The sequence below is a fragment of the Hymenobacter sp. 15J16-1T3B genome, from assembly GCF_020711235.1.
GTDB lineage: Bacteria > Bacteroidota > Bacteroidia > Cytophagales > Hymenobacteraceae > Solirubrum.
The window spans coordinates 1-25490 of record NZ_JAJFAV010000019.1; the positions used below are offsets into that span (position 1 = coordinate 1).

At 68.5% G+C, this 25490-nt stretch carries 23 protein-coding genes and 1 pseudogene; 11 read left to right on the plus strand and 13 right to left on the minus strand.

From position 1 onward, the window contains the following. Together LJ737_RS23610 and LJ737_RS23615 are read right to left on the minus strand one after the other, a co-directional pair. A pseudogene (locus LJ737_RS23610) lies at positions 1-890 on the minus strand (hypothetical protein); the annotation flags it as partial. Between the two features lie 111 nt (positions 891-1001). Beyond that, positions 1002-1781 carry an oxygenase MpaB family protein gene (locus LJ737_RS23615; protein ID WP_227769234.1) on the minus strand — a complete coding sequence of 260 codons (780 nt, stop codon included), beginning with the start codon at positions 1779-1781 and terminating at the stop codon, positions 1002-1004. A gap of 156 nt (positions 1782-1937) precedes the next feature. Here LJ737_RS23615 and LJ737_RS23620 point away from each other — a divergent pair, with 156 nt between their 5' ends. Beyond that, positions 1938-2348 carry a ribosomal maturation YjgA family protein gene (locus LJ737_RS23620; RefSeq protein ID WP_227769235.1) on the plus strand — a complete coding sequence of 137 codons (411 nt, stop codon included), beginning with the start codon at positions 1938-1940 and terminating at the stop codon, positions 2346-2348. 32 nt (positions 2349-2380) lie between these two features. Here the strand turns inward: LJ737_RS23620 and LJ737_RS23625 are convergent, their stop codons facing one another. From LJ737_RS23625 to LJ737_RS23640, 4 genes are all read right to left on the minus strand, one after another. Continuing rightward, the gene (locus LJ737_RS23625) at positions 2381-4123 is read right to left on the minus strand and encodes a chloride channel protein (protein WP_227769236.1); all 1743 of its coding nucleotides are present in this window, start codon (positions 4121-4123) and stop codon (positions 2381-2383) included. A gap of 150 nt (positions 4124-4273) precedes the next feature. Then, positions 4274-6028 (minus strand): sensor histidine kinase, encoded by a 1755-nt coding sequence (locus LJ737_RS23630; RefSeq protein WP_227769237.1) that lies wholly within the window; start codon positions 6026-6028, stop codon positions 4274-4276. Positions 6029-6183: 155 nt separating this feature from the next. After that, positions 6184-9426: a glycine-rich protein gene (locus LJ737_RS23635; RefSeq protein ID WP_227769238.1), complete on the minus strand. Its 3243-nt coding sequence runs from the start codon at positions 9424-9426 to the stop codon at positions 6184-6186. 207 nt (positions 9427-9633) lie between these two features. Continuing rightward, on the minus strand, positions 9634-10827 hold the full coding sequence (locus LJ737_RS23640; protein ID WP_227769239.1) for a hypothetical protein: 1194 nt from the start codon (positions 10825-10827) through the stop codon (positions 9634-9636). Positions 10828-10986: 159 nt separating this feature from the next. Here LJ737_RS23640 and LJ737_RS23645 point away from each other — a divergent pair, with 159 nt between their 5' ends. Next, a complete protein-coding gene (locus LJ737_RS23645; RefSeq protein ID WP_227769240.1) occupies positions 10987-11622 on the plus strand; it encodes a response regulator transcription factor in 636 nt (211 codons plus the stop codon). Between the two features lie 146 nt (positions 11623-11768). Here LJ737_RS23645 and LJ737_RS23650 read toward each other — a convergent pair whose 3' ends face one another. From LJ737_RS23650 to LJ737_RS23665, 4 genes are all read right to left on the minus strand, one after another. After that, positions 11769-12608, minus strand: a complete 840-nt coding sequence (locus tag LJ737_RS23650; RefSeq protein ID WP_227769241.1) for a mechanosensitive ion channel family protein — start codon at positions 12606-12608, stop codon at positions 11769-11771. Positions 12609-12692: 84 nt separating this feature from the next. Further along, a complete protein-coding gene (locus tag LJ737_RS23655) occupies positions 12693-13100 on the minus strand; it encodes a hypothetical protein (RefSeq protein WP_227769242.1) in 408 nt (135 codons plus the stop codon). Then, the gene (locus LJ737_RS23660; RefSeq protein ID WP_227769243.1) at positions 13073-13378 is read right to left on the minus strand and encodes a hypothetical protein; all 306 of its coding nucleotides are present in this window, start codon (positions 13376-13378) and stop codon (positions 13073-13075) included. Before LJ737_RS23660 ends, LJ737_RS23655 begins: the two co-directional genes overlap by 28 nt. A gap of 96 nt (positions 13379-13474) precedes the next feature. After that, the gene (locus LJ737_RS23665) at positions 13475-13909 is read right to left on the minus strand and encodes a nucleoside deaminase (RefSeq protein WP_227769244.1); all 435 of its coding nucleotides are present in this window, start codon (positions 13907-13909) and stop codon (positions 13475-13477) included. Positions 13910-14014: 105 nt separating this feature from the next. Between LJ737_RS23665 and LJ737_RS23670 the strand changes: the two genes are divergently transcribed. After that, on the plus strand, positions 14015-14548 hold the full coding sequence (locus tag LJ737_RS23670; protein ID WP_227769245.1) for a hypothetical protein: 534 nt from the start codon (positions 14015-14017) through the stop codon (positions 14546-14548). A 198-nt stretch (positions 14549-14746) separates the two neighbouring features. Here LJ737_RS23670 and LJ737_RS23675 read toward each other — a convergent pair whose 3' ends face one another. Then, positions 14747-17839 carry a PD-(D/E)XK nuclease family protein gene (locus LJ737_RS23675; protein ID WP_227769246.1) on the minus strand — a complete coding sequence of 1031 codons (3093 nt, stop codon included), beginning with the start codon at positions 17837-17839 and terminating at the stop codon, positions 14747-14749. A gap of 84 nt (positions 17840-17923) precedes the next feature. Between LJ737_RS23675 and LJ737_RS23680 the strand changes: the two genes are divergently transcribed. The 5 genes from LJ737_RS23680 (at position 17924) to LJ737_RS23700 (ending at position 21290) form a co-directional block, all read left to right on the plus strand. Beyond that, positions 17924-18502, plus strand: coding sequence for a hypothetical protein (locus LJ737_RS23680; RefSeq protein WP_227769247.1), 579 nt, complete (start codon positions 17924-17926; stop codon positions 18500-18502). Positions 18503-18610: 108 nt separating this feature from the next. Continuing rightward, positions 18611-19030 carry a hypothetical protein gene (locus LJ737_RS23685; protein ID WP_227769248.1) on the plus strand — a complete coding sequence of 140 codons (420 nt, stop codon included), beginning with the start codon at positions 18611-18613 and terminating at the stop codon, positions 19028-19030. A 93-nt stretch (positions 19031-19123) separates the two neighbouring features. Continuing rightward, a complete protein-coding gene (locus tag LJ737_RS23690) occupies positions 19124-19870 on the plus strand; it encodes a hypothetical protein (protein WP_227769249.1) in 747 nt (248 codons plus the stop codon). A gap of 54 nt (positions 19871-19924) precedes the next feature. Further along, entirely contained in the window at positions 19925-20509 is a 585-nt protein-coding gene (locus LJ737_RS23695) for a hypothetical protein (RefSeq protein ID WP_227769250.1), read from the plus strand. A gap of 247 nt (positions 20510-20756) precedes the next feature. Next, complete coding sequence (locus LJ737_RS23700) at positions 20757-21290, plus strand: hypothetical protein (RefSeq protein ID WP_227769251.1); 534 nt, start codon at positions 20757-20759, stop codon at positions 21288-21290. Positions 21291-21333: 43 nt separating this feature from the next. Here the strand turns inward: LJ737_RS23700 and LJ737_RS23705 are convergent, their stop codons facing one another. Together LJ737_RS23705 and LJ737_RS23710 are read right to left on the minus strand one after the other, a co-directional pair. Next, a complete protein-coding gene (locus LJ737_RS23705) occupies positions 21334-21657 on the minus strand; it encodes a hypothetical protein (protein WP_227769252.1) in 324 nt (107 codons plus the stop codon). A 3-nt stretch (positions 21658-21660) separates the two neighbouring features. Next, positions 21661-22185, minus strand: coding sequence for a GNAT family N-acetyltransferase (locus LJ737_RS23710; protein WP_227769253.1), 525 nt, complete (start codon positions 22183-22185; stop codon positions 21661-21663). A 103-nt stretch (positions 22186-22288) separates the two neighbouring features. On the opposite strand from LJ737_RS23710, the gene LJ737_RS23715 reads away from it, so the two are divergent. From LJ737_RS23715 to LJ737_RS23725, 3 genes are all read left to right on the plus strand, one after another. Further along, on the plus strand, positions 22289-22813 hold the full coding sequence (locus LJ737_RS23715) for a vitamin K epoxide reductase family protein (protein WP_227769254.1): 525 nt from the start codon (positions 22289-22291) through the stop codon (positions 22811-22813). A 76-nt stretch (positions 22814-22889) separates the two neighbouring features. Beyond that, the gene (locus LJ737_RS23720; protein ID WP_227769255.1) at positions 22890-24059 is read left to right on the plus strand and encodes a hypothetical protein; all 1170 of its coding nucleotides are present in this window, start codon (positions 22890-22892) and stop codon (positions 24057-24059) included. Between the two features lie 60 nt (positions 24060-24119). Then, on the plus strand, positions 24120-25286 hold the full coding sequence (locus LJ737_RS23725; protein ID WP_227769256.1) for a hypothetical protein: 1167 nt from the start codon (positions 24120-24122) through the stop codon (positions 25284-25286). Positions 25287-25490: the final 204 nt, after the last annotated feature.

The following is a 25490-nucleotide window of genomic DNA, read 5'->3' on the forward strand; positions in this document are numbered from 1 at the left end:
ACCACCTCCCCGATCTTGCGCCGGCCCCCGAACGCGTCGCGCCGCCACTCCTCCACCACGAACGCCACGTTGTAGTCCCCGAGCAGGTTAGGAGCATTCCACACTATCTGCCCGGTGCTGTCGTTCATCACCAAGATCGAAGAACTCGACGTGTCGCCCACCGGCGGCCCCGTGTAAGGCACCTGCATGCCGCCGGAGGCAACGTTCGGGAACGTATAGCCCGGAATGTCGACCGGACGGGGCGTATTGTCGCCGCCGGGGCCCACAATGGAAGCTACCGAGCGCGGCTCGTACTGGCACACCCGCAGGCGAAAGACGAGGGAATCCTGGTCTTTATCGGAGGCGCCGGGGTTGTGCAAGAACACTTGGCCCGCGGCGGCCCGGTCCACGGCCGGGGCGTTGAGCACCGGCGAGTGGTTGACGCCGATGATGGGGTTGATGTTGACCTGGGTGTGGATGTAAAAGCTGCGGTCCTGCGACGACGGCACGTTGCGAATCCCCGTGGCCCGCAGCTCGCCGATATGGCTAACCACGTACAGGCCGGGGGCGTTGTAGGTATGCTCGAAATAATAGACGCTGCGGGCTACGTTGTTGGCAAGCCGCACCCTCGGCAGGCGGGTGGCGACCAGGCTGGTACCGTCGCCAAAAAAAATGGTTGCGAGGTTGCTTTGCGCATTGCCCGGGTCATCGGCGCCGGCGTCAGCATCGGTATAAAGCACCATCTTGAAAAAGATGCGCAGCGGGTTGTGGGCCGGGGTCGAGTCGGGCTTGGCCTGGATGTCGCCGGCGCGGATGTGGCTGGCCCGGGCGGGTGCCGCCAGTAGGCTCAGCACCAGGAGAATAGGCAGCAGCGCAAGCCGCAGCGGATGGCGGAGTAAGAGAGAAACCATAAGCACTGCAGGGGTAAGAAAAAGTAAGGAACGCAGGACGGGCAAACATTCCAACGCCGCACTTGCAAAAATCGTACGCACGGCGCGGGCCGGAGTTTGGCCCGCGCCAGTTTATAGATGCACCAAAGGCACCGGTTGCATATCCAGCGCCGCAATTTGTGCGCGGAAGGCCGTCGGAAGCAGGCTGGTGCGCGCCCAGCGGCTCGGGGCCAGGTGCTGCACGCGCCGGTACACGGCTATGACGGGCCGCAGCGCCTGCCCCCGGCCCAGGTGCAGCAACCGGCGCACCAGCGGGGGCACCACCAGCCCCTGGGCCTGGCGCAGCAGGGCGTAGCGCACCGGGCCGAGGTGGCGGCGGTACTGACGGTAGAGGTCGGTGGTGTAGCGGCTGGGCGCCAGATCCGCGGCGAGGTGCTGCGCACGCTGCTGCTGCCACTCGGCGTAGGTGGCGGGTACGGCCGCAATGCCCATGCGCCGGCCCACGCGCCCGAACACGTCGAACACTTCCGCCCGTTCGGCCGCCGTCAGGGGGCGCTCCAGCGCTTCGTGGGCCCGAATGGAGTAGTCGATGAGCATAAACAAAACGTCGCGGTAGGCCCAGTCGGGGATGCGGGCGCCCCGCTTGGCTTCCACCGCGCGGTGGATGTGGGCAATGGTGTCGATGGCACGCTCGGCGGCGGGCCGCTCGGCAAACACAATCTGCCGGGCGTACTCGACGGTGGAAAACAGCCGGCCCAGCGGATCGGCGGGCAGCTTGCCGGTGAAATACAGCCAATCGACGGCTTTGTTCAGGGCAAATTCGGCCGCGGCCCCGGCGAATATGAACAGCACGGTGTCGGCCTTGCCCCAGATGGTGCGCACAATGGAGGTGGGCGCTACGAAATATTCCATGCCTCGAAAAACAGCAAAAACTAGCCGGAAAGTTTGATGTCAGCAAAATTATCAAAGAGCTTTGTAATGCAAAGTTAAAAATTGGCTTGATGAGTAAACCAGAGCAGATTGCTACCGCTCGTCCTTGGTCCTGTTCGGCCGCTAACTTGTTCGTCGATGCCCCTATCTGCCAACGATTTGCTTGATCTGCGCCGGCGCTACGCGGGGCTGGCGGGCCTGACCGTGCTGCTGGGGCTGGCCTCGCGGCGGTTTCAAGCGGGGCTGCCGAGTTGGGTGGGCCTCTACGCCGGCGACGGGCTCTGGGCCCTGCTGGTGTTTGGGCTGGTGGGGCTGGGGTGGCCGCGCGGGCCGCTGCGGCGCCGGGCGGGGTTGGCCGCCGCTTGGGCCCTGGCCACCGAGCTGAGCCAGCTGTGGCAGGCGCCGTGGCTGCAGGCGCTGCGGGCCACCCGGCTGGGGGCGCTGGTGCTCGGCCGGGGCTTTCTGTGGTCCGATTTGGGATGCTACGCCGCGGGCATCTTGCTGGGCTGCGCCCTCGACGGCTGGCTGAGGAACCCGCGCCAGCGCTAAAGGCGGCCGGCGCTGCGCGCGGGCCTAAGCACCTATTCGCTTTCCTTGATGAGCTGCTTGCGGTAGCTGGCCAGGATGGCCGACTTGAGCAGGAAGCCCACGTAGCGGCCGTTTTTGAGCACCGGCAACGACCACACGTTCAGCTGCTCCATGCAGCGCAAGGTGTCCAGCAGGGTATCGTCGACGTTGACGGTGGCGGGCGGCTCGGTCATTAGGTCGCGCACACGGGTGGTGGTGTAGTGCTGCTCGTCGAAGAGGGCGTCGCGCACCTGATCGAGCGAGATGATGCCCACCAGTGCCCCATCGTCGTCGACCACGGGGAAGAGGTTGCGGGTGGCGTGGCGGAAGATGTCGACCAGCTCGCCCAGCGTCGCCTCGGGCTGCACCGGCTCGAAGTCGGTTTCGACGAGGCGGGAGAGGTCGAGCTGGGCCAGCAGGCCCCGGTCGCGGTCTTGGTGCACGTACACGCCGCGCTGCACCAGCTTGCGCGTGTACACCGAGTAGGGCTCGAAGTAGCGCGTGATGAGGTAGGAGCAGCTCGTCACCACCATCAGGGGCACGAACAGGGCGTAGCCGCCGGTAATTTCGGCAATAAGGAAGATGGCCGTGAGCGGGGCGTGCACCACGCCGGCCAGCACGCCGGCCATGCCCAGCACCACGAAGTGCACCTCCGGTACCACAAACCAGCCGCTGATGTTGATGAGCCGGGCGATGAAAAAACCTAGCAGCGCCCCCGAAAACAGCGAGGAACCGAACATGCCCCCGTTGCCGCCGGCCCCGATGGTGATGCAGGTGGCCAGCACCTTCAGTAGCATGGTACACAGGGCCACGGTGAGCAGAATCCACACGTTTTCGTCGCGGTACACCGAAAAAATACTGGCGTCGAGCAGGTGCTGGGGCTCCCCGCTGAGCAGGTTTTGCACGATGTTGTACCCTTCGCCGTAGAGCGGCGGGAAGACGAACACCAGCACGCCCAGCCCGATGCCGCCCAGGGCCACCTTGCGGAACGAGCCCTTCCACCGCTCAAACACCTTGTCGGCGGCGAAGTACACCCGGATCATGTACACCGACAGCAGGGCCGCGCACAAACCCAGCACGATGTAAAACGGGATGGTGTCGACGTCCCAGCTGGTGGTGATGAGCACGAAGGGCTGGCCCGAAAACAGCAGTTTGGACACCACCGTGGCCGTGGCCGAGGAAATCAGCAGCGGGATGAAAAACGGCGCCGACAGCTCGCTCAGCACCACTTCCACCGCAAACAGCACGCCGGCAATAGGCGAGTTGAAGATGGCCGCCACGCCCGCCGCCGCCCCGCAGCCCACCAGCAGGCGCCGCTCGCGCCGGCTCACGCGCAGGATGCGGGCCAGGTTGGAGCCGATGGCCGAGCCGGTGACGGAAATCGGGGCTTCCAGACCGGCCGAGCCGCCGAAGGTGACCGTGAGCAAGGAGCTGACCCACTGCGAGTAGAGCTTGGAGCGCGGCACGATGCTGCCCTGCCGGGCCACCGAGTAGATGATGGGCCCGATGCCGCGGCCGAGGTTGCCGTGCAGCACGTAGCGGGCGAAGAGCACCGTCAGCCCGATGCCGATGATGGGGTAGAGGAAGAGGGCGAAAACGCGGTTTTGCTCCGGAATCCAGCCGTAGAGCAATTCCTGCCCCCAGTGCACCGCATTTTTGAGCAGTACTGCCGCCAGGCCCGCCAGCATGCCCACCAGCACGCTCACCAGAATCAGGTACACCCGGTCGCTGACGTGGCGCAGGCGCCAAAGCAGCAAGGGACGGAGTACTCGGTGAACAACGCTTTGGGACATGCGGTACGCGGCAAAGACGACTGGGCGGCCGCTAGGGCCCCTAACGCCGTCGGGTGCCCGCATGATACGGGGATTTGCGGAAATGGTGAAATAAGCGGGTGATTCCGCGGCGGCTTACTGGGGCACGAGCAGCTCGACCAAGAAGCCGTGCCCGGGCGCGGGGCCGGTGCGCAACGTGCCGCCGAGGGCCGTGGCCCGCTGCTGCATGCTGCGCAGGCCCAGCCCGCTGCGGCCCGAGGGGGCGGCCCCGCCGGCCTGCCCGTCGTCGGCCACGCGCAGGCGCAAGTTGCCGTCGGTGCGCTCCAGGCTCACGTGCAGCTCGGTGGCCTGCCGGGCGTGGCGGGCGGCGTTGCTGACGGCTTCCTTGAAAATAAGGTAGAGGTGCTGGCGCAGCTCGGGGTTCAGGTGCTCCTCGTCGCGCAGGCCGAGCACGTGCAGCTCGGTGGCCAGGCCCGCGGGCGGGGCGCACTGGTCGAGGTGGTCCCGCATGCGGTCGAGCAGGGCGCCCACAGTGTCGGCCTCGGCGTCGATGCCCCAGACGATGTCGCGCATGGTGCTGGCGGCCTGGCGGGAGTTGGTGAGCAGGCGCTCCAGGGCTGGGTCGGGCTGGGGCTGCTGCTGGCGCAGCAGCTCGGCCTGCAGGTTCACGCGGGTGAGCAGGGTGCCCACTTCGTCGTGCAGGTCGGCGGCAATGCGGGTGCGCATGCGCAGGGCGGCCGTGGTGGAGGCCAGCAGGTGGCGGGCCCGCTGCCGCACCACCACCAGCACCAGCATCAGCCCGGCGCCGGCCAACACGGCCAGAAACAGGGTGGTGCGGCGCGTCAGTTCGGCTTCGCGCAGGCGGGTAGCGGCCTGCAGGGCGGCAATGCGCTGCTGCTGCCGGGCCAGCTGCTGCTCCTTCTGCTGGGTGGCGTGCAGCGTCTGCAGCTCGCGGGCGTGGCGCGCACTCGATTCCTCGAACAAGCTGTCCTGCAGCACGGCGTAGCGCCGCTGGTAGGTGAGGGCGCGCTGGTACTGGCCGAGCCGCTGCAGCGCCGGCACCAGCGTCGTGGTCACGCTCATTTCGTCGTTGAGGTTGTGGGCGGCGCGGGCGGCGTGCAGGGTGGCTTCGAGGCGGCGGGCGGCGGCGGCGTAATGGCCCAGGCGGTAATCGAGCACGCCGCGCATTTCGTCCAGGAACAGTTGCGTGCCGATGTGGCGCGGCGGCGCGTAGGCGGCAAAGGCCGAGTCGAGCAGCGCCGCGGCGCGCGGGTACTGCTGCTGTTGTAGGGCCAGGTCGGCGAGGTTGGCCAGCCCCACCGCCACGTTGCCCGGGTCGCGCTCCTGCCGGGCCAGGCGCAGGGCTTGGCGGTAGCAGTGGGTGGCCAGCGGAAAGTCGCGCGCGATGGTGGCGCAGCAGGCGAGGTTGGTGTAGATGCCGCCCAGCTCGGCGCGACCGGCGGCGGTGTGGCGCGGCACCAGGCGCAGGGCCTCGCGGCCGTAGGCTATGCCGGGCTGGGGCTGTTTGAGCAGGTAATAGGAATAGCTCAGCCACTCGCAGGCCACGGCGGCGCGCAGGGAGTCGCCGTCTTCCAGGCCCATGCGCCGCGTCTGCAGCATCTGGATAATGGCCAGGCTGGGCTGGTTTTCGTGTAGGTAGTGGCCCGCCAGGTTGGCCAGCAGCTCGGCGCGCACCAGCCGGGGCAGCCCGGGGCGGCGGGTGAGGGCAACGACGGTGGGCGCCGTGCGCAGGGTGACGGGCTGCCGGGCCAGGCGCAGCTGGGCGGCCAGCGGCAGCCCGGGCAGGCGGCGCAGGCTGTCGAGCGGGGACGCGGCGGTGAGCCCATCCGCCAGCAGCACGCTGAGCAGTAAGCCAAAGAGGCGTTTCATGCAGAAGGCAAACGGGCGCGCGAGCAGAGCGAGGCCGCGCGCCGACTGGTAAAAATACGGGTTGCCGCGGGGCTTACGCACTGCCGCCCGCCCCAATCAGTGCGCGGCACTCTCGGGGCGGGCGGCAGAAGGTAGCCGACAGGGGTCGGCGGGGCTTACTTGGCCTCGGCCTTGGCCCCCAGCAGGTTTTCCAGGGCTTTCAGGCGCTGGGCCAGGTCGGCGGTCTGCGCGGCCTGGGTTTGCAGCGAGGCGTGCTGCTGATCAAGACGCTGGCCCTGGGCGTGGTTTTGCTGGCGCAACTGGGCGTTTTGCTGTTCCAGTTCGGCCACTTTGCGGGCCAGTTCCTGGGTGGCCGACACGTTGAGCATGGCCAGGGCTTCGTAGTCGACGGTGCGCACGTCGGAGTGCTCCAGGCCAAACACGAACACCGCCTGGCCGGCCAGCTGCCGGGCCCCGCGCACCACCAGCGTGGTGCCGCGGACGGCCTTCACCGTGCCCACGACTTCGCAGGATGCGCCGATGAGCTTGATGCGCTGGCCGGGCGCGGCGGCCGGGGCGGCGGGCAGGGTCAGCACCAGCAGCGAATCGGCCTGCGCGGCGGCCTGGGTGGCGCTGGCGTAGATGTCGGGCAGGAAGCCGCTATGCTGGTTGACGGCCTGCGGAAACACTTCCTCCACTTCCTGGGCAATGACCTTCTTGAAGCGGCGCTGCCCGTACTGCACCCGGTCGCGCATGGTGTAGTCGGTGATGCGCAGGCGCTGGAGCAGGGCCAAATCCTGGGCGGCGTTGCTCAGGCCGATGACGGTTTTGAGGCGGCGGTCGGAGGTGGCGTTGAATTCGGTGGCCAGCACCCGGCCCGTGGCGCGGATGCTCACCGCGCCGGTGTTGTTGGTGGCGTAGCCGGTGGAGCCGCCGCCGTTGAGGTAGCCGTAGTTGAAGTTGCCGGGCGTCACCGAGCGCTGCACGTCGAGCGGGTACGCGGGCGCGGTGGTGCCGATGCCCACGTTGGTGCCGCTGAACGTGAGGTAGTTGGTGCCGCCGAAGCCCGGGCCGTCGTTGAACTTGAGCTTGAAGTTGTCGTTGGCATCCAGGCCCACGGAGGCCCAGGCGTTGCCGGGCGAGTGCACGACCAGGTAGGGGCTCTGCTGGCGGATTTCCAGCGGGCCGTTGGGCAGGGCCGCGTTGCTGAAGCCCGAACCGATGCCCAGGCGGCCGTTTTTCAGCACCATCTGCTGGCTGCCCCCGCCGGCGTCAAACTGCGTGTCGTTGTGCGAACCGCCCGCGTACCAGGCAAAAGCCTCGCCCGAGCGGAAGTACTCGGTGCCGCCTTGAATGCCAATGCCGTAGTCGGTATTCCAGAGGTTGAGCATCTGCCGGGTGCTGGCCCCGAAGCCCAGCGTGCCGCGCACCAATTGGCTGCCGTTCACGTCGAGCAGGGCCGCGGGGCTGGTCGTGCCGATGCCCACGCTGCCCGCGCCCTTGGGCATCAGGTTCAGGTTTTGGTCGGCGTTGGTGCCCGCCGCGTAGAGCGAGTTGTAGCCGATGCCCACGCCCTGCGTGCCGTTGTAGTGCCGGAATTCTGCCCCGCCGGCGGCTTGGTCGAAGTCGCCGGTCACGTACAGCGGGCGGCCCGAGGCGTGCGTGCCGGTGCGCCCGGCGGTGGTTTGCACGTCCAGGCGGTTGGCGGGCGTGGTGTTGCCCGTGCCGATGCCCACCGAGCCGTCGGCTTCAATGCTCACGTTGGGCGTGGTGCCAGCGTTGTCGTCGGAGTAGAAGCGGATGGGGGCGTTGTTGGTCACCAGGCGCATGAATACGCCGCTCTGGCGGGAGTACAGGCCCAAATCGGATGTAGCAGTAATGGCCGCGCCGCCGCGCTGAATCACGCCGGCCGGCAGCAGCAGGCCGCCGCTGCTCGTCAGGCCCAGGCCGCTGCTGCCGCCGTTGCCCACGAGTTGGTTGGCGCCCAGGTTCAGGTTCTGCGTGGCGGTGTGGTTGCCCAGGTTGTCGGCCCCGTTGGGCAGCGTCACGGCGTTGCCCCCGCTGATGCTCAGCGTCTGCCCGCTCAGCGCCAGCGTCTGGGCGTCGGTGGGCAGGGCTTGCGCGGCGAGCGTGCCGTTGTTATCGGTCGTCACCATGCGCGTGCCGCTGCCACCGAGGCCGTCGAGACGGGTGCTGCCGGTGACGTGCAGCGCCGCCTGGGGGCTGCTGGTGCCCACGCCCAGGCGGCTAGTGGCGTTGTCCCAATAGAGCTGGTTGCTGCCGCTGAGCTTGCTGCCGTCGCTGAAAATCACAGTGCCGGCCGCTTGGGAGGTGGTGGCGTTGTTCAGGCTGATGATGGGGGCTTCGGGCTGAAAGCTGAAGCTCAGGCGGGCGTAGCCCGCCCCGTTCTGGTAGCCTTGGGTGTGCGTCACGTTGCTGGTCAGCGCGGGGTCGGCGTAGGACGAGCCGCCGCCGGCGCCGGCGTTGCCGTGGCTCATGCCGCCGCCGTAGTAGCCGCCCCCGCCGCCCGCCGCGCCCCAGCTGGTGCCGCCGGTCAGACCCGCGCCCACGCCGGGGCCGGCCGGACTCGTGCCGCAGTAGCAGTACTGCTGCGGCGTGCCGCCCGTGACGCCGCCGGCCGATTGGCTGCCGCCGGTGCCCGGCGTGCCCGTCGGGTTGCCCGCCGTCGGAATCAGCCCGTCGCCGCCGGTCAGGCCCCCGCCGGGGCCCCCGCGGGCGTAGTAACCCGAGCCGCCGCCGCCGCCGGCCACCAGCACCCGGTTGGTGAGGGCCGTACCCCCGATGCGAATGTCGGTAGCGCCGCCGCCCGGTTCGCTGCCGCGCCCGCCGCCGTTGTAGCCCCCGTCCTGGTAAAGCGTACTTGGATTATAGCCCCGGTCGCCCCCCACTTCAATGGTGAGCACCTGGCCCGGCGTCACCGTCAGCGTGGCCTGGACCCGGCCGCCCCGGCCGCCCCGGTAGCAGTTGCTGCAGTTGTCGATGGTGCGGCCGCGGGCCCCGGCCATGTCCACCTGCACGCTGGTCACGTTCGGCGGCACGGTCCAGGTCTGCGAGGTGCCGGTGTAGTTGAAGGTCAGCGTCTGCGGGCCGCTGGCGCTGGCCGAGAGGCCCTGCACCGATTCGCCCCAGTAGAAGCCGTTCCAGGTGTTGAGCTTGCCCGCGTCGGTGTTGTAGATGGTCAGGCCGGCCGCCGGGCTGGCAATGGCGTCGCGTTGCGCCTGCGTCATGCGCGGAGGCAGCAGGCCCTTGGCCGTCGAGGACACCTCCAGCGCCGCCGAAGCGTGCGGCGTGGTCGTTCCCACGCCCACCGAGCCGGTCGGCGTTTGGGCCCGGGCCGCGGGCGTAAGCAGCGCCAGCAGCAGAGCCGGCAATAGCGCAAATCGTAAACGGTGTTGCATAGAAAGGTGGAAGAGACGTATAGCCGGCCGGCCCGAGGGGCCACCGGACCACAAAACTACCGGAGCCAGCAGGCCGCACAAACCAACTGTGTACCGCATTTGGGGGACGTCTGTGGGCCCGCGGGCCCACAGCAGCGGGTGCCGGGCATCAAAAAGCCCTGCCGGACGCCCGACAGGGCATTTTGATGCCCGGCGGATACCTGCCTGCTACTGCAGCAACAACTGCGAAGTGGCGCGGTGTGCCCCCTGCTGCACGGTCAGCGCGTACAGCCCCGGGCGCAGCCCGGCAGTAGCTGCCGCGGGCAGCATTGCGCTGCCCGCCGGCAGCGGTTGGTGGAGCACCGTGCGGCCCAGCGCGTCGACCAGAGTCAGCTGCACGGGCTGCCCGGCCGCCGCGCCCGGCAAGGCCAGCTGCAGGGGCTGCCCCGCGGCCAGCGGGTTGGGCCAGGCCTGCCAGCCCGCGGCCAGCGCCGTACTAGCGGTGGTCGTCAGTACGTTGCTTTCGGTGGAGTAGTCGGCGAAGGCGGGCGTGGCGTACTGCCGGTTGGGGTAGTACAGCTCCAGCAGCGGCTGGGCCGAGCCCATGCGCCAGAAGTGGTCGAGGAAAAACGTGCTGACGCCGCCCTGGGTCAGGCCAAAAGCCGCCAGCAGGGCCGCCGGGGCCGGCGCGCCGTTCAGATACACGCTGTCTTGCCGGATGGTGCGGCTGCGCACCAGCAGGACCGGCAGCGGGTCGGAGCCGGCGGCGCGGCCCGCCACGGGGATGCGCAGCGTGCCCCAGCCCGCCACCGAGTCGACGTAGGTGTAGCGCTGCACCAGGCGGAACGGGGCGCGGTTCAGGCTGGCGCCGGCTATGGTGAGCGTGCCCGTCACCCCGATGCGGAAGCTTTGCTGGGAGCGGCTGCCGGCCGTCAGCGGCAGCGGGAAGTCGGCAATGCCGCTGGCTCCGCCGTAGGGCGCGTTTTGGCGGTTGACCACGATGGAGTCGTTGGCGCCGCCGGTGCGCGAGGCAATGGAAAACGGCTGGCGAGTGATGCTGCGCCCCAGGGCCATCCGGCCGGTGGCGGCCAGGTTGAAGTAGGTGGTCAGCACGTAGGAGAAGGCGCCGATGGTGCTGGTGTTGGCGCGCGTCCACTGCGCCCCGGCGAAGGCCGGGCTGGCCGGCACCGATAGGTTCAGCAGGTTGTAGGCCGAGCCGCTGGGCAGCAGGCCGCGGTAGTCCCAGCTCTGGTTGGCGCCGGTGGTGGGCGCGCCCAGGCCCGCGGGCAGGGCGGCGTCCTGGTAGCGCTCCACGGTGGCGGCCGATGCCGGGAACGTGGCCTGGGTGAGCGTAATGGGCGACTGGGCCAGTGCCGGCAGGGCCAGCAGCGTCAGGGGCAACAGGGTAAAACGTGGGGTCATAGGGGATAAAAAAGAGGAGAGAAGGCGTCGAAAGCCAGTTAAGCCGGCTGTTGGATGCAAAACTACCGGGGCAAAATCCAGCGGCCAAGGGCGGGTTGTACCGCATTTGGGGACGGGCCACGCCTTGGTTTCGGCCGGGGCGCTGCCGTCCTTTGCCCCATGAACCCGATTCTGCTGGCCTTGGTCGAAGACGACCCCGAAGTGCGCGAGCTGCTGCGCGGCTACCTCTGCCGGCAGCCCGAGCTGCGCTGCGTGCTCGTGGCCGACTCCGCCGAAGCCTTCCTGGCCGAGCTGCCCGACCTGGTGCAGCCCCCGCAGGTAGTGCTGCTCGACATTCACCTGCCCGGCATGAGCGGGCTCGACGCGCTGCCGCTTATCAAGCAGCGCCTGCCCGACGCCGACGTGCTCATGCAAACCGTGTTCGACGACGCCGACCGCATCTACCGCGCCCTCTGCGCCGGGGCCTCGGGCTACGTGCTCAAAAATACCCCGCTGGCCGACATCAAAGCCGCGGTGCTCGAAGTGGTCGGCGGCGGGGCACCTATGAGCCGGGCCGTGGCCCGCAAAGTGCTGGCCCACTTCAAGCCCAGTCCCGCCATGCAATCGGACCTGCTCTCGGAGCGGGAGCGGGAAGTGGTGCAGGCCATCGTCGACGGGCTGGGCGACAAGCAGGTGGCCGCCCGCCTCGACCTCTCGGTGGAAACCGTGCGCACCTACGTCAAGCGCATCTACCGCAAGCTGCAGGTCAGCTCGCGCACCGAGCTGGTGAGCCGCCACGCTCGTGGGCAGCTCTGAGCAGGCGGCCGTAGCCGGCCGCACCGGTCGGGGCGGAACCTCCGTAAGCCGTAAACCCCCCTTACCGGCGCGGTTGAGCTGAGCTCAGCGCGCCGGCAAGGGGGGGCAGGAGGCCAATTACCGGCCGAGCGGGCGGCACGGCTTGGTTACTGCACGGCCGCCGGGTGCGGGTAGCCTTGCTGCAGCAGCAGCTCCCGGATGCCCTGCATCAGCTCGCTTTTCAGCTCCTGGGTGCCGCGGCGGTAGTCCTCGGAGTAGGTCCAGAAATACACGTGCAGGGTGGCCACGGTGCCGTCGGTTTTCTCCAGGATGATGTAGGGCCGGTGCCCTTCCTCGTCCTTCACGTCGTGGAAGGCGCGCACGAAGTCGAGCAGCAGCTGCTTGAGCTCGGCCGGGCCACCTTTGCCTTCCATGTCCACGGCCACCAGAAAGTCTTGGCGGATGTGGCCGTCGCGGGTGAAGTTGATCAGCGGTTCGCGCAGCACCATGGCGTTGGGCAGGTAGATGTCCTTGCCGTCGAAGGTTTTGATGAGGGTGGTGCGCAGGTTCAGCGCTTCCACCCGGCCCATGAGCGTCTGGTTGTCCTTGATCTGAATCGTGTCGTGGATGCGGAAGGGACGGTTGAAGGCCAGCACCACGCCGGCCAGGAAGTTTTCGGCAATGTCCTTGAGCGCGAAGCCCACCACGAAAGCCGTCAGGCCGGCGCCGGCCACCATGCCGCTCACCACGCCCGTCATGCCGATGACCTGCAGCACCAGCGTGAGGCCGAGCAGAATGAGGGCCCACTTGGTGAGGCGGGTCAGGAATTCGGCCAGCAGCGGGTCGTGGGAGCGGGCGTGCAGGCGCCCGCCGACGAGGCGGCTGATGCGGTTGGAGAGGAAAATGGCAATGACCAGCAGGATCAGGGCCAGGGCCAGCTTGGGCAGCAGGTAGAGAAATTGAGTCCAGTAAGCGGAAAGGACCCGGTGGAGGTCGGTAAGCAGCATAGAAGCGGTGGAAAGCGGAAAACAAAGCGCCCGCCGCGCCAAAGGCACGGCGGGCGGCACCGGGTTGTACGGCAAAAGGCGGCGTCAAGGTTGAGCTGGGGCGGTGGCCGGCCGGTTTAGCCAGCGCTGAAACGCCCAGGTGCCCAGCGCGTAGGCCAGCACGTCGAGCCAGTCGGCGGTGTAGCGGGCGGGGCGCAGCCAGGGCGCCAGCAGCTCAAACCACACGCTCACGTAGAGCCAGGCCGCCCACAGCCAGCTGGCGGGCAGCACCAGCTGCGGCCGGCGGCGCACCAGGCGCTGCACCACCAGCGCCAGCGTGAGCACAACGGGCATGGCCAGCGCGTCGGCCAGCCAGCTCGTGACCCAGCTCGGCAAGGGTAGGTGCAGGCCGCGCGTGAGCAGCTGGTAGCCGGCGTAGAGGCCGGCGCAGGTCACAAACAGCGGGCGGTGCAACGGGGCCAGGGCTAGCCGGCCAGCGTGGTGAGAAACCATACGATAAACGACACGGTGGCCGCAAACAGCAGCTGCCCGCCGCGTACCAGGTACTTCAGCCCGCGCAGCCAAGCCGGGTCGGTGGGCGGAATCGGCAGGAGCATCATCGGCGGCAGTTCCCACTTCCAGGCCTTTTCCATCTGGGCCGCGCGCTCCGGGCCGAAGGGGTCGAGTAGTTCCTGGCAATGCTCGCACCGGTCATCGGGCTGGTGCTGGTGCGCCGACCACTGCCCGCAGTGCGGGCAACGCTTGCTGGCCATGAGCGGGGGGCGTTCCATGCCGCAAACGTACGCCCCGCCGCCCGAATGGCCGCTCACACAACCATGTGAGTCGGCCGCCGGGCGGGGGGCGCAGCTAATGGGTGGCCTAAAGCCTTACAGCTCCATGATATCCTCGTTCCAGAGCGTGGGCTCGGCCTCGATAAACTCCTGCATCATGTCGACGCACTCCTGCAGATCGAGGATTTCCACCTCCACGCCGTGGCTTTCCAGGAACGCCTTCGATTCGCCGAAGGTGCGGGCTTCGCCCACCACCACCTTCGGAATCTTGAACTGCACGATGGTACCGGCGCACATGTAGCAGGGCATCAGCGTGGTGTAGAGCACCGTGTCGCGGTAGGTGCGCTGGCGGCCCGCGTTGTTGAGGCAGTCCATTTCGCCGTGCAAAATGGGGTTGAGCTCCTGCACGCGCTTGTTGTGGCCGCGGGCCACAATCTGGTTGTCGCGCATCAAAACCGAGCCAATCGGGATACCGCCCTGCGAGCGGCCCAGGCGGGCTTCGTCGATGGCGGCTTGCATGAATTCGTCCATGGGGAAGAAGAGAGGGAATAAAAAACGGGAGGCAAAGCTACGCGGCAAATGCCTAGTACCGCGCCGCGGGCGTTCTTTGTGGCCCGGTCGGTTCAAGATAACGCCATGATCCACAACTTCACCCTGCGCCTGCTGGGCATCCGCTGGCTCGATACGCTGGACGAAACCGAGGACCTTTGTGCACACGGCTCCGTGCAGGTGGGCATCGGTGCCGAAACCGTGTCCGACGCCAGCCACCCGGAATGGACTGTCAGCGCCGCCGCCTTGTTTCTGCTGCGCACGCTCACCCGCAACCACAGTCCCGACGAGCCCGTAGGCGCGGGTCAGCTGTTGCCGTGCTGCGGCTTTACGATGTGGTACTTTCCCGAAAATGGGCCCGACACCCTCGTGTTAGGCTGCCCCAGCGGCATTGACTGGACGGTACAGCACGAGGGCGACGCGGTGCGGCTGACCACCGCAGCCGGCACCACTGCGGCCGTGCCCAGCGGGGAGTACCGGGCGCAGGTGCTGGCCTTTGCCGACGAGGTAGAGCGGTTTTATCACCGCAGCAAGCCTAAATCCACGCCCACCGACCCGCTCGACGCGGCTGGCTACGCCCGCTTCTGGGAGGAGTGGCAGCAGTTGCGTGAGCAGTGGTAGTGGCGGCTGGCCCGATCTGCGCGGGCAGCACACGCCCAGCGCGCCCGGCCCGGTCTGTCGCCCGCCCCGCGAAGCTGCCCCACTGCTGCTTCCTCACGGAATTGTTGAGCGGAGGTGCTTCGCAGGACCCAGCATGATGGCCTAATAAGCTTCTGCCGCTTTGGACGCGGCGCCGTCGAGGGGGCGCCGCCGCTTGGGTTACCGTGCGCAAATGCCCTTGTAGGGGCAGTACTGGCACACGTTCAGGTCGTCGGTTTTGCGGATGGGCTCCTGCGGGTCGAGCATGCGCTCCACCAGGCGGGTGAGGGCCTGTTGGCTGGCTTCTTCGAAGAGCTGGCCCTCGGCGGTGAGGAAGCTCAGGTCGGCGGCCAGCAACTTGGGGTCGGGGCTGCGCAGGGGCACGATGGCGGCTTCGGCGGCCACGTAGCCGCGCTGGGCCAGCATCAGGCGGTAGAGCCAGAGCTGCCGGACTTTGTCGGCTCCGCCGCCGGCTTCGCTCACGAGGCGCTCCAGGGCCTCGGCGGGCGAATATTTCTTGTAGCCGCTGCCCAGTAGGTTGAGCCCGCCGCCGTGCACCGCCCCGGTTTTGTAGTCGATGATGCGGCGGCGGCCGTCGGGCAGCTCGTCCACGCGGTCGGCAAAGCCGATGAGGTGCACCGTGACCCGGTCGCCGGCGCTGGTTTCCACGGTCACGTCGCCGGTCAGGCCTTCTTCCAAGCCCACCACGCGCAAGGGGCCCTCGGCGGCGAGCTGCTGGGCGAGCGTGTCGAGGTAGCGCTCCACCAGGCGCACGCCCACGCCGCGCAGCACGTGGTTGAGGCCTTCGTCGGGCAGCTGCTGGCGCGGGTTTTCGGTTTCGGCCCCGTCGTCGAGGGCCAGTCCGCGTTCCAGCAGGCCGGCTATCTGCGGGCGCCAGGCGGCCACGTCGTCGGTAGTGATGGGGCGCTGGTCGATGACGAAGGGCGTCATGAGCTGCTCCAGCACGTAGTGCACGGCCGTGCCGAACACGTCGGCACCCAGGTCCTCCTCCACGCCGTCCTGCTCCTTGAACTTGGCAATGCGCGAGAAGTAGAACTGCAGCGAGCAGGTCAGAAACTGATTGAGCGCCGAAGCCGACAGCCCGCGCTCCAGCAGGCCGCGGATGGCGCCTTGCATCTCGTAGTCCTTTTCCAGCACTAGGTCGCCCTCGTATTTCTGGCCGGTGGTCGGCTTGGGGGCGGCGGGCTGCTCGAACAGGCTTTGCTGGTTCGGCGCCGTGGCCGAGCCCCGGGCCACTTCGCCGCCGACCAGCTCACCCGAAGGCAGCACCGTGGCCGATGCGGTGAGGTCGAGCACCTGCAGGCCGGGGTTCTGGTCTTTTAGGTCATTTTCAATCTGCAGCAGAAAGCGGCTCCGTTCGCCGGCCTGCACGCCCTCGGCCCCCGGCAGGATGTACACCAAATCGACGCGGCGGGCGCGCTGCAGCAGACGCCAGAACTGGTGGGCGGTGGCGGCTTCGTGCTCGGCGTAGGTGGGCAGGCCGTACTTGGTGAGCACGTCGTAAGGGAAGAGCGAGGTGTTGCGCTTGGGCGCGGGCAGAATCTGCTCGTTGCAGCTCAGAATCACGACGTGGTCGAAATCCAGGGCGCGAGTTTCGAGCAAACCCATCACTTGCACCTGCGCAATGGGCTCCCCGGCGAAGGGCAGGCGGGTGCGCGTCATCTGCTCGTAGAGGAAGCGGCGGAAGGAGCGCACCGAGGGCCGTTGCTGGCGGCAGTCGAAGGCCGAATCGAGCTGGCGCACCAGGGTGTAGAAGAGGTAGAGGTACTCGGCTTCGATGGCCGTGTGCTCCTGCCGGTATACGTCGCGCAGCAGCTCGATGACCTCGTAGCAGGCCCGCACCACGTCGTCGCAGTTGCGCCAGGGCCGAAACAGCGCCTCCACCAGCGGGTGGTGCCGGCCCAGCTCGCGCAGCTCCTCTTCGGTGAGCAGCACGGCGTTGCGCTGCACGATCTGCCGGCAGAGGTGGTCGAGCACGTGGTGAAACCGCTCGTCGGGCTGCTGGTCGAGCCACTGTTCGTAGCGGCGCAGGAAGGGGTGGGCCAGCAGCTTGGTTACCGTCAGGTGGTGGTAGCGCCGCACGCCGTAGTCGGGGCCGGTTTCGCCCTCCCGAATGCCGGTCAGGTGCACCTCGAAGAGCAGGTCGATGAGGTTGAACAGCGGGGTGCTGCGGAAGCTCAAACCCATGGTCACGTTGAACTGCGGCACCTGCTCGGGCGGCAGGCCGTGGAGCACGGGCAGCAGCAGCGTCTCGTCGGGCAAGACCACCGCCACCGAGCCGCGCGGGTCGAGCTGCAGGCCCTCGGCCACCAGCTGCCCGGCCACCTTGCCCTGCATGGAGTTGTTGGCCACCCCGATCATCCGAATCTGCCGGGGCACGGTGCGCAGCAAGTCTTCGGCCCCGCCATCGGCAAAGCCCAGGGCCTCGGCGCCCAGGTCGAGGTGCTTGCGCAGGTCGGCGAAGGGCAGGCCGGCGCGGTTGGGGCCTTCGGTGTAAAACCGGTCGGTGTCGAAGCGGATTTCGGCCTTGCCCGCCTTCTGCAGCTGGCGCAGCAAATACTGCTCGGCGCGCGACAAAATGCCCAGGCCCAGAAACACGTGCTGGGGTACCGGCTCCTCGTTTTTGAGCCGGCGCTGCATCACGTCGACGGCCAAGCGGTAGGCCAGGCCGGGGTAGGCGAGGTTGTCGGCTTTGAGGCGGCGGCGCAGGCGGCGGTACACCTTCTCCAGGTCGTCCCAAAACTTAAACCAGGCGGCCGTGGCCGAGGCCGGCGCGGGCGAGTCGGTCAGGTCCCAGCGTTCCAGCGCCTTGGCTTCGGAGAGGTACTCAAACAGGCTGGCCGGGTCGGCCAGGTTCTGGTCCAGGTTCGAGAAGTCGTCGAGCAAGAGGCGCGACCAGCCGGTGAAGAGGTCGAAGTCCAGGTTGGGGTCCAGCTCGCGCAAGATGTCGTAGAGCAGCAGCTGCAGGGCAATGGGTTCCTCCACCTGCACGCCCGCGAGGTCCACCATGTAGTCCTCCATCGACGTGACGCGCGGGCTCCACAGCGCCTCGCCCACCGGCGCGGCCAGGGCCAGTTCGTTTTTCAGGTACACCACCGCCCGGCGCGTGGGCACCACCACCACCAGGTCCGACAGCTCGGTGCCCGCGTAACGGCCGAGCAAATCCTTGGCCGCTTGGCGCAGAAAAGGTTGCAGTGCGGCCGGGTCGAAGGCTGGGGTGGGCAGGGCAGGAGCGGGGGCGGAGGCAGTCATGGCTAGGTAAAGATACGCTCTGCGGGGGCGGCGGCCGCTTTTTCGGCTACCTTAAGCCCGAACTACCACGTTATCATTTACCTAATGCGCATTCTGACGACTGTATCGACGGCGGGCCTGCTGACCCTGGGCCTGAGCGGCTGCGGTTGCCTGATTGGCTGCGGCTGCCCGGGCTACGAGAAAGACTTGGTCAAGCTGGACAGCCGTGCCCGCGACTGGCTGCCCGCCGCGCCGGCGGCCACGGCCGTGTTCGAATCCAGCCGCGGCCAGCGCCAAACCGTGGCCTTGGTCCGCTACGACGAGGCCATTGAAGAATTCGACCAGGGCGACGAGTGCCCCTTGGGCAAGCGCGAGTACGTGCAAGCCCGCTGGGCCGGCCCCGCCCTGCCCGACACGCTTGGGCTGCGCCTCTACGCCGCGCAGGTGAGCCCCGCGGTGCAGGCCAGCTTCAGCGGCAGCTTCGACGCCTCGCAGTACCGCGCCGCCTCCACCAACACCGCGTACGCCGCCACGCAGCAGCTCGGCGGCCGCACCTTCGACGCGGTGCTCAGCAGCCAGTGCGTCAGCCGCTGCGACAACCAGCGCGTAACGGAGCTCTTCGTGGCCCGGGGGCTGGGCCTGGTGGCCTTTCGGCTGCAAAACGAGCTGTGGGTGCGGCAGTAGCCGCGGGGCAGAGCCGCGGCGGCGCGGGGCGGTGGGGGCTGCAATAGGAACTTAGCCGGGTCCGTTCTAGTTTTGCCGCCCCGGTTGCCGCCCTGATTTCTTCCGCTTATGCTTGTTCTTGCCGGCCTGCCGCTGTACTACGAAAACCCCATCGGACGTCTTTACGAGCATCCCAACGGCTACGTCGTGGTGGATTACAACGCCGGACCGCGCGTGCTGGGCGACTTCCAGGCGTTTCTCAACCACTTGGAGCACCTGCTCAAACGCCGGGGCTGGAACAAGATGCTGGCCAACCAGCGCCTGCTGGCCCCCTTCACCGACGAGGAGCGCACCTGGATTAAGGACCAGTGGCTGCAGGTCAGCCACGCCCTGCAGCGCGAGATGATTGCCGCCGTGCTCCTGCCCAACGACGTGTTTGCCCGCCTGGCCATGAGCACCTTGATGCAGGGCGCCCGGGAAGGTGCGCTGCACTACCGCGTCTTCAACGACGCGCTGGAGGCCGCCGCCTGGCTGCGGCAGCTGCCGTAAGGGCAATATTGCCAGCCGCTCGTTGCCGCCTCCGCCCGGCCCGGCGGCTGCGCCCAGCACGCTAATCTGCGCGCCAGCCCTCTTATTTATGTTATGCGCCCAACCGCTATCCTCCCGTTCTTGTTGCCCGCGGCGCTGCTGGCCGCGGGCGGGTTGCCGGCCGAACAAGCCGCCCGGCGGGCTGCCCCGGCGGTGGCCCGGGCCGAGCAGTTGCGGGTGTACAACGACGTACTGACCCAGCTCGTCGAGCAGCGCTGGAACGACCGGTACCTCGGCCCCGACGAGCCGCGCATCCAGCAGGCCCGTAGCAAGGCGCACTTCCACGGGGCCGACACCACCGGGCTGCAGCGCGAAATCAACCGCTTGCGCCTGCTGCTGCGGCGCCACCCGGAGCGCCAGGGCACCGTCTGCCTGCTGGCCGATTTTCGACCCGTGCTGCCCGAATGGGCCTACTTCGAGGGCGAAGGCGGGCTGACCCCGTTCGGGGGCACCCTGCGGGCGATGCTGCAGGCCGTGGCCGGCGGGGCCACCCGGGCGGCGCTGGACAGCCTGCGCACCGGCCCGCCGCAGCTGCGCGCCTCGGAGCTGCTCCTGCCCACGGCCCGCGTGCAGCCCGCACCCGCGCCCCGCAGCGGTGCCAACTACGACTGGTACCTGCAAGGCTGCTCCATCGGCATGGTCAGCGTGTCGCGGCTGGTGTTCAACGCGGCTCAAACCAAATGCCTGCTGGCCTACAATTTCTACTGCGGCGGCAAGTGCGGACAGGGCGAGCTGCTGGTCGTGGAGAAGCGCGGCGGCCACTGGATTATCGTGGCGGCGCAGCAATGCTGGGAGTCCTGAGAGCGGGCTTTCCCGCTGCCGCTGCCTATCTTGGCGCTTCTGCCCCGTCCGCTCATGAAACGTCGTGTAACGCCGCTGCTGGCGGCCGCCAGCCTGCTCGCCGCCTGCCACTCGGACCCCGATACCACCCGGACCGCCGCGGTGCCGGCGGCGCACGCGCCCCAGGCCGCTCCGACCGAGCTGCCGGCCGCGGTAAGCGTTGCCGCGGAAGCGCCCACCACGGAAACGGCCGCCGCGGACACCGCCGACCAGTACGAAACCATGTACGTGGTCATTGCCGATACCAGCCGGCAGTACCGGCCGCTGCGCCGGCAGCTGCTGCGCCTGCAGGCCGCCACCGGCCAGCGCATCGACACGATGGGCCGCTTCTACGACCCGCAGAAAGACCTGATCCGGCTGCCCGACGACGACGCGGACGAGCTGTACGCCGGCGACTATTTTCCGCGCCGCCTGCCCGATGCGACCCTGAGCGTGGAATACACCAACCTATACGCCCCGGCCCACGCCAAAAGCATGGCCCTGGTCACGGGCATCTACCAGGAGCCCGAGCGCGCCGACAGCCTGCTGGCCGTGGTGCGCCGCGCCGCGCCCACCGCCTTTCGGGTGAAGACGCGTATGTACATAGGCTGCATGCACTGACGGGGCTGCGCTGGCGCATCGAATAATCCTGACGCCCTGGCACTCGGGCTGCCGGGCGTTGCCGCGCCGGCCTAGCACGGGTGAAGGAACGCCTTCAGCCCGGCTGAGCACCTTTTGCCTCTAGTTGTGCGCATTTGCGGCCGGCTGCAGAGCGAAGGCAGGGCTAAAGCAGCTTTGACGTTATTTTGCGTGGCTTATATACATCGACCCGCCTCGGGAATACGGGCGCGGAATACTCTCGCTTGTTATGCTGATCAATCGTAGCGCCGGGTGGTTTGCAGTATGGTTGTGGCTTTGCTGGGCGGCTCTGCCAGCGCGGGCGCAGCAACCCGCCGCTTCGGCTTACCGGGTGCAGCTGGTGCGGGCCGCCTGCACGGCCGACAGCAACGTGGTCGTAGCCGTTTTCAGCGTCACGCCCACGTACAAAAAGGCGTTTCCGCCTATTCTAAGCACCAAAATTGCCTACGGCTTTGGCGGCGGTCCGGCGCGGGTAGTGGACATTACCAAGCAGCCAGACGGCAAAAAAGTGGGCTTGGTCATCTACGGCAAAGACGTGCAGACGAAGAATGCCCAGGTCTACCAGCTGGTCAAGGACCGCGTGCCGCTGACCCAGCCCGGGGACCTGATGCTGCTGGCGTTCTACTTCTACGGCGTCGCCACCGAGCTGCCGCGCGACCGGCGCATGAGCATCACATACGGGCTCTGGGAAAAGCGCAACCCCAACCTCCGGCACGAGCAGCAATTCGATGTGGTGGTGGAAGACTACGCCGCCCCCGAGTAGGGCCCACGCCGCGGAACCTCCGGGCCGCGGCCGACCTCCTGCGCTAGAGCCCGTAAATCTCGGCCCACACGGCCGGCAGCCACACCTCCGTGCCGGCGGGCAGCTCGCCCACGCGGTCCGAGTCGAGCAGCAGCACGTAGTCGGTGGTGGCGTCGGCATCGGGGGCGTCGGCGGGGCGCTGCAGCTCCTCCACGGTGGCGGGCACCACGAGCGGGCCCCCGGGCAGGCGCAGTTCCACTTCCAGGCTGCTGTGCAGCGGAAAACGGTGCAGCGCCGCCTCGTAGCGGCCGGCGCCCACGAGCGTACCCAGCCCGGGCAGGCGCAGAGTGCTGGCCACGACGAGTAGCAGGTGTTGTTCGGCGGGCATGGTTCAGGGCTGCGGCGCGGCGGCCGGGTTGTCGATGGTGTAAAAGCGCTGCTCGGCGCCGTAGTAGTGGGCCTGGCCCCGGAAGCGCAGGCCGCACTTTTCCAGCACGTGCTGCGAGGCCACGTTCGAGGGCGCGGTGATGCCCACAATCTGCCGCAGGCCGTGCTGCCCGAAGCCGTACTCGATCAGCGCCCGGCCCATTTCGGTGGCGTAGCCCCGGCCCCAGGCCTCGGGCAGCAGGCGGTAGCCCAGCTCGATGTGCTCGGAGGTGTCCAGGGGCTTGAGCAAATGGATGCCCACAACCTGCCCGCTGGCTTTGTCGACGGTAAACCAGCGGCCCAGGCCGGGCCAGCGGGCGTAGTCGGCGGGCATGTTGGCGAGGTACTGCTGCACCACTTCGGCCGGGCGCGGCGCGCCGATGTGGGCCATGATCTGCGGATCGGACTGAAAGCGCAGGTACAGGTCGAAGTCGGTGGCGGTGATGGGGCGCAGGGCCAGGCGGGCGGTTTCGGGCAAAACGAAGGACATGCGCTAAAACTACGGCGCGGCGGCAAAATCGGCCGGCTCCCGCGCCGAACCCCGCGGCCCGGGGCGCGTACGGAAGCAGACCATCCTTTCCGACGCTACGCCTATGAACCCTACCCAACTCAGCCGCGAGCTGCGCACCGCCCAAACCCCCGACCTCAAGCGCCGCCGCTGGATTATTGGCCTTTCCCTGCTCGGCGCGGCCATGGGCCAGATCGTGACGCTCTACCAGACCGGCATCATCAAGCACCTGCCCGACCCGCCCGTGGGCCCGTTTGATTCCGACAAAGTCGACGCCTCCGACTACGGCTACAAGCGCCTCGACACGCCCGACGCGGCCGCCATGCTCATCACCTACGGCCTGACCACCGCCCTGGCCTCGGCCGGCGGCAAGGACCGCGCCCTGATGAAGCCCTGGGTGCCGCTGGCCATGGGCGCCAAGCTCCTCGGCGACGTGCTCACCAACCTAACCCTGGCCCGGGAGGAGTGGCAGGAAAACAAGGCGCTGTGCTTCTACTGCCAGACGGCCAACGTGCTATCGGTAGCCTCGCTGGCGCTGGCCGTGCCCGAGGTGGTGCGCGCCGCCAAAAACGCCTTCACCAGCGGCCCCAACAGCGTGGCGCAGGTATAAGCCCGCATTCCGGCTCGATTTTGCAAGTTGCAGCCCCGGTTTCGCACCCAACGCAGGGCGCGGCCGGGGCTGAGCCATGCGTACCCGTTTGTATCCGCTGGGCCTGTGCGCCGCGCTGCTGGCCTGCAAGGGGCGCAAGCCCGCCGCCGAATCAGCCGCAGCTTCTGCCGCTCCTGACTCGCCTGTCGCAGCGGCTGCCGCGGCGCCGCAGCCACTGCGGGCCGATACCGTGGCCCCGTTCCCGACCGTACTCACTCGGCTGGACTCGGCCGCCGGGCTGCCGGTGGTGCGCCTGCAGGGGCAGCCGTTTCGCGTGGAAACCGCCCGGCGAATCGACCTGACCCGGCCGCTGCCCCCGGGCGAGCCGGCCCCGGAATCCGGCCTGGCCGATTCGCTGAGCCGGGCCTGGGGCTACGGCTACGACGCCGAGTACACCATCCGCCTGCTCGACGCGGCCGGCCGGGCGCGGTTTGTGACCACGCTGCGCAAGCCGGATTTTGCCGAGGCCATCGGGGCAACGGCCGTGGCCGGCTACGCCAGCAACGCCCCCACCTTGCTGGCGTACTTGCCGGGCTTTCGGGCCTTGGCCTTCGAGGTGAGCTTTTTCATGGAGGGCACTGATGACGTGGCCTCGGCCCTGCTATTGCTCGACGCGGGCACCGGCCGGGTGCAGCTCGTGGTGCCCTACGAGCGGTGGGACGACGCCGACGGGGCCAACGCGCTGACCCCGGACGGCCGCGCCCTGCTCACCGGTACCGACCTGCTGCGCGCCGACGGCCGCCGCATTTCGCTGCTGCGGCCGGGCCAGCAGGTGGCCGGCACCCGGTGGCTGAACGCCCATACCCTGCTGGTGGCCTACGTGGGCGCCTACGACCGGCAGGGCAACCGACGCCCGCTGCGCGGCCCCAACGCCCATTTGCTCAACCTCGACGGCCGGGAGCTGGGCGCGTTTCGCCTCGACGGGCTGGAAGCGGAAGTCGGCTACATGCTCCGCGACGAGTACCTGGCCCAGACGCAGACCTACTACCTATACGACGCGGACAACCGCACGCTCCGCCTCTTTCCGCGCGCGCAACCGCTGCAGTACCGCACGCTGCCACTGGCGAAGCTGCCGCGTTTTGCGCCGCCGCAGCGCCCCGCGGAGGTCCGCTTTACCGTGTACACCACGGGCGGCTTGCCCCCCGTGTTCTTCGTCGATACCGGCAGCGGCGCCGTGCGCTACCGGCAGCCGGTGGCGGTGCCCTGAGCCGATGTTCCGCGCCGCGGATGCAACTTGCGGCCCGATTTTCCGGTTAGGCGCTACGCTATGGTGAAGAATATCTGGTTGGCAGGCCTGGCGCTGGCCGTTCTGGGCGCAGGCTGCGGCCCAAGCAAGCACCCCGCGGCCGTGGCCGACGAGCAAACCGCCACCACCCCGGGCCCCGTGGCCGCCGCCGATACCGCCCTGCCGTTTGCCGCCTTGCCCGCCGGCCCGGTGGCGCGCACCGTGCAGCTCGACGGGCAGCTCTGCCGCGTCGAAACCGGCGCCCGGGTGGACTCGCGCCGCCCGCTGGTGCTGCGCGACTCTTTGGCCGGGCAGCTGGCCGCCCCGGAATTGGCCCAGCTGCAAACCAGCGGGGCGGGATTCGACGCAGTGTATACCCTGGGCCTGCGCCGCGCCGACGGCCGGGAGCAATTTCGCACCGAGCTGCGCAAGGCCGATTTTGTGGCCGCGCTAGGGGAGGAGCTGGTGACCGAAAGCCTGCCCACGGCGCCGGTGTTTGCGGGGTATTTGCCCCGCCTGCACGCCCTGGCCTTCACGCTCTGGTTTCAGGCCTACGACACCGACTGGGCCGCTTCGGCGCTGCTGCTGCTCGACGCCGGCACCGGGCAGGTGCGCTACCTGGGCCTGAACCACCGGGCCGAAGACCAGCCCGCCGCCAACGTGCTCACCCCCGACGGCCGCACCCTGCTCACCCGCTACGCTGTGCTCAGCGCCGCCCGCCCGCCCGTCGACCTGGGCCTGCCCGGCCTGCAGGTGGCCGGCACGCGCCTGCTCAACGCCCGCGCCGCCCTGGTGGCCTACGCCCCGGCCCTCGACGAGCAGGGCCAGCCGCTGCCCTTGCCGCGGGCCAACGCCTTGGTGCTCGACCTCGTCGACGGCCGCGTGCTCACCCGCCTGCACCTCGGCGCCACGGCCACCGGCTACCAGAACGGCCGCGGCCTGAGCTACCAGTACCTGCAGCAAACGCGCACGCACTACTTTTTCAGCCCCGACGACGAAACCTTGGTCCTCATCCCGCGGGAGCGGCCGACGGCGCTGCGCCGCCTGCGCCTGGGCGCCGTGCCCCGGTTTCGCCTGCCCCAGCGCCCCACCGAAGTCCGTTTCGGCCTGAGTGCGGGCCCGGGCCCCCAACTGGTGCTCTACGCCGATACCGTGGCCGGCGGGCTGCGCTTTCAGCACACCGCCGAAGCGCAGCCGCCTAAAAGCTAGCCGCCACGGACGTAGAAGAAGTTGATCGGGTTCAGTTCTCAGTTGCTATCGGAGCCAGCTTCCAGGGGCGTGTCCGGGTGGGCCTGCACTTGGTGCGGGCGGCCTTTGACGTGCAGAGTGAAGCCGTGGTCTTCCAGAGCGCGGCGAAAAGAAGGGCGGAGCCTAATCCGCAGCCCCAGCTACCTTTACCGCTCTGTCCTCTTA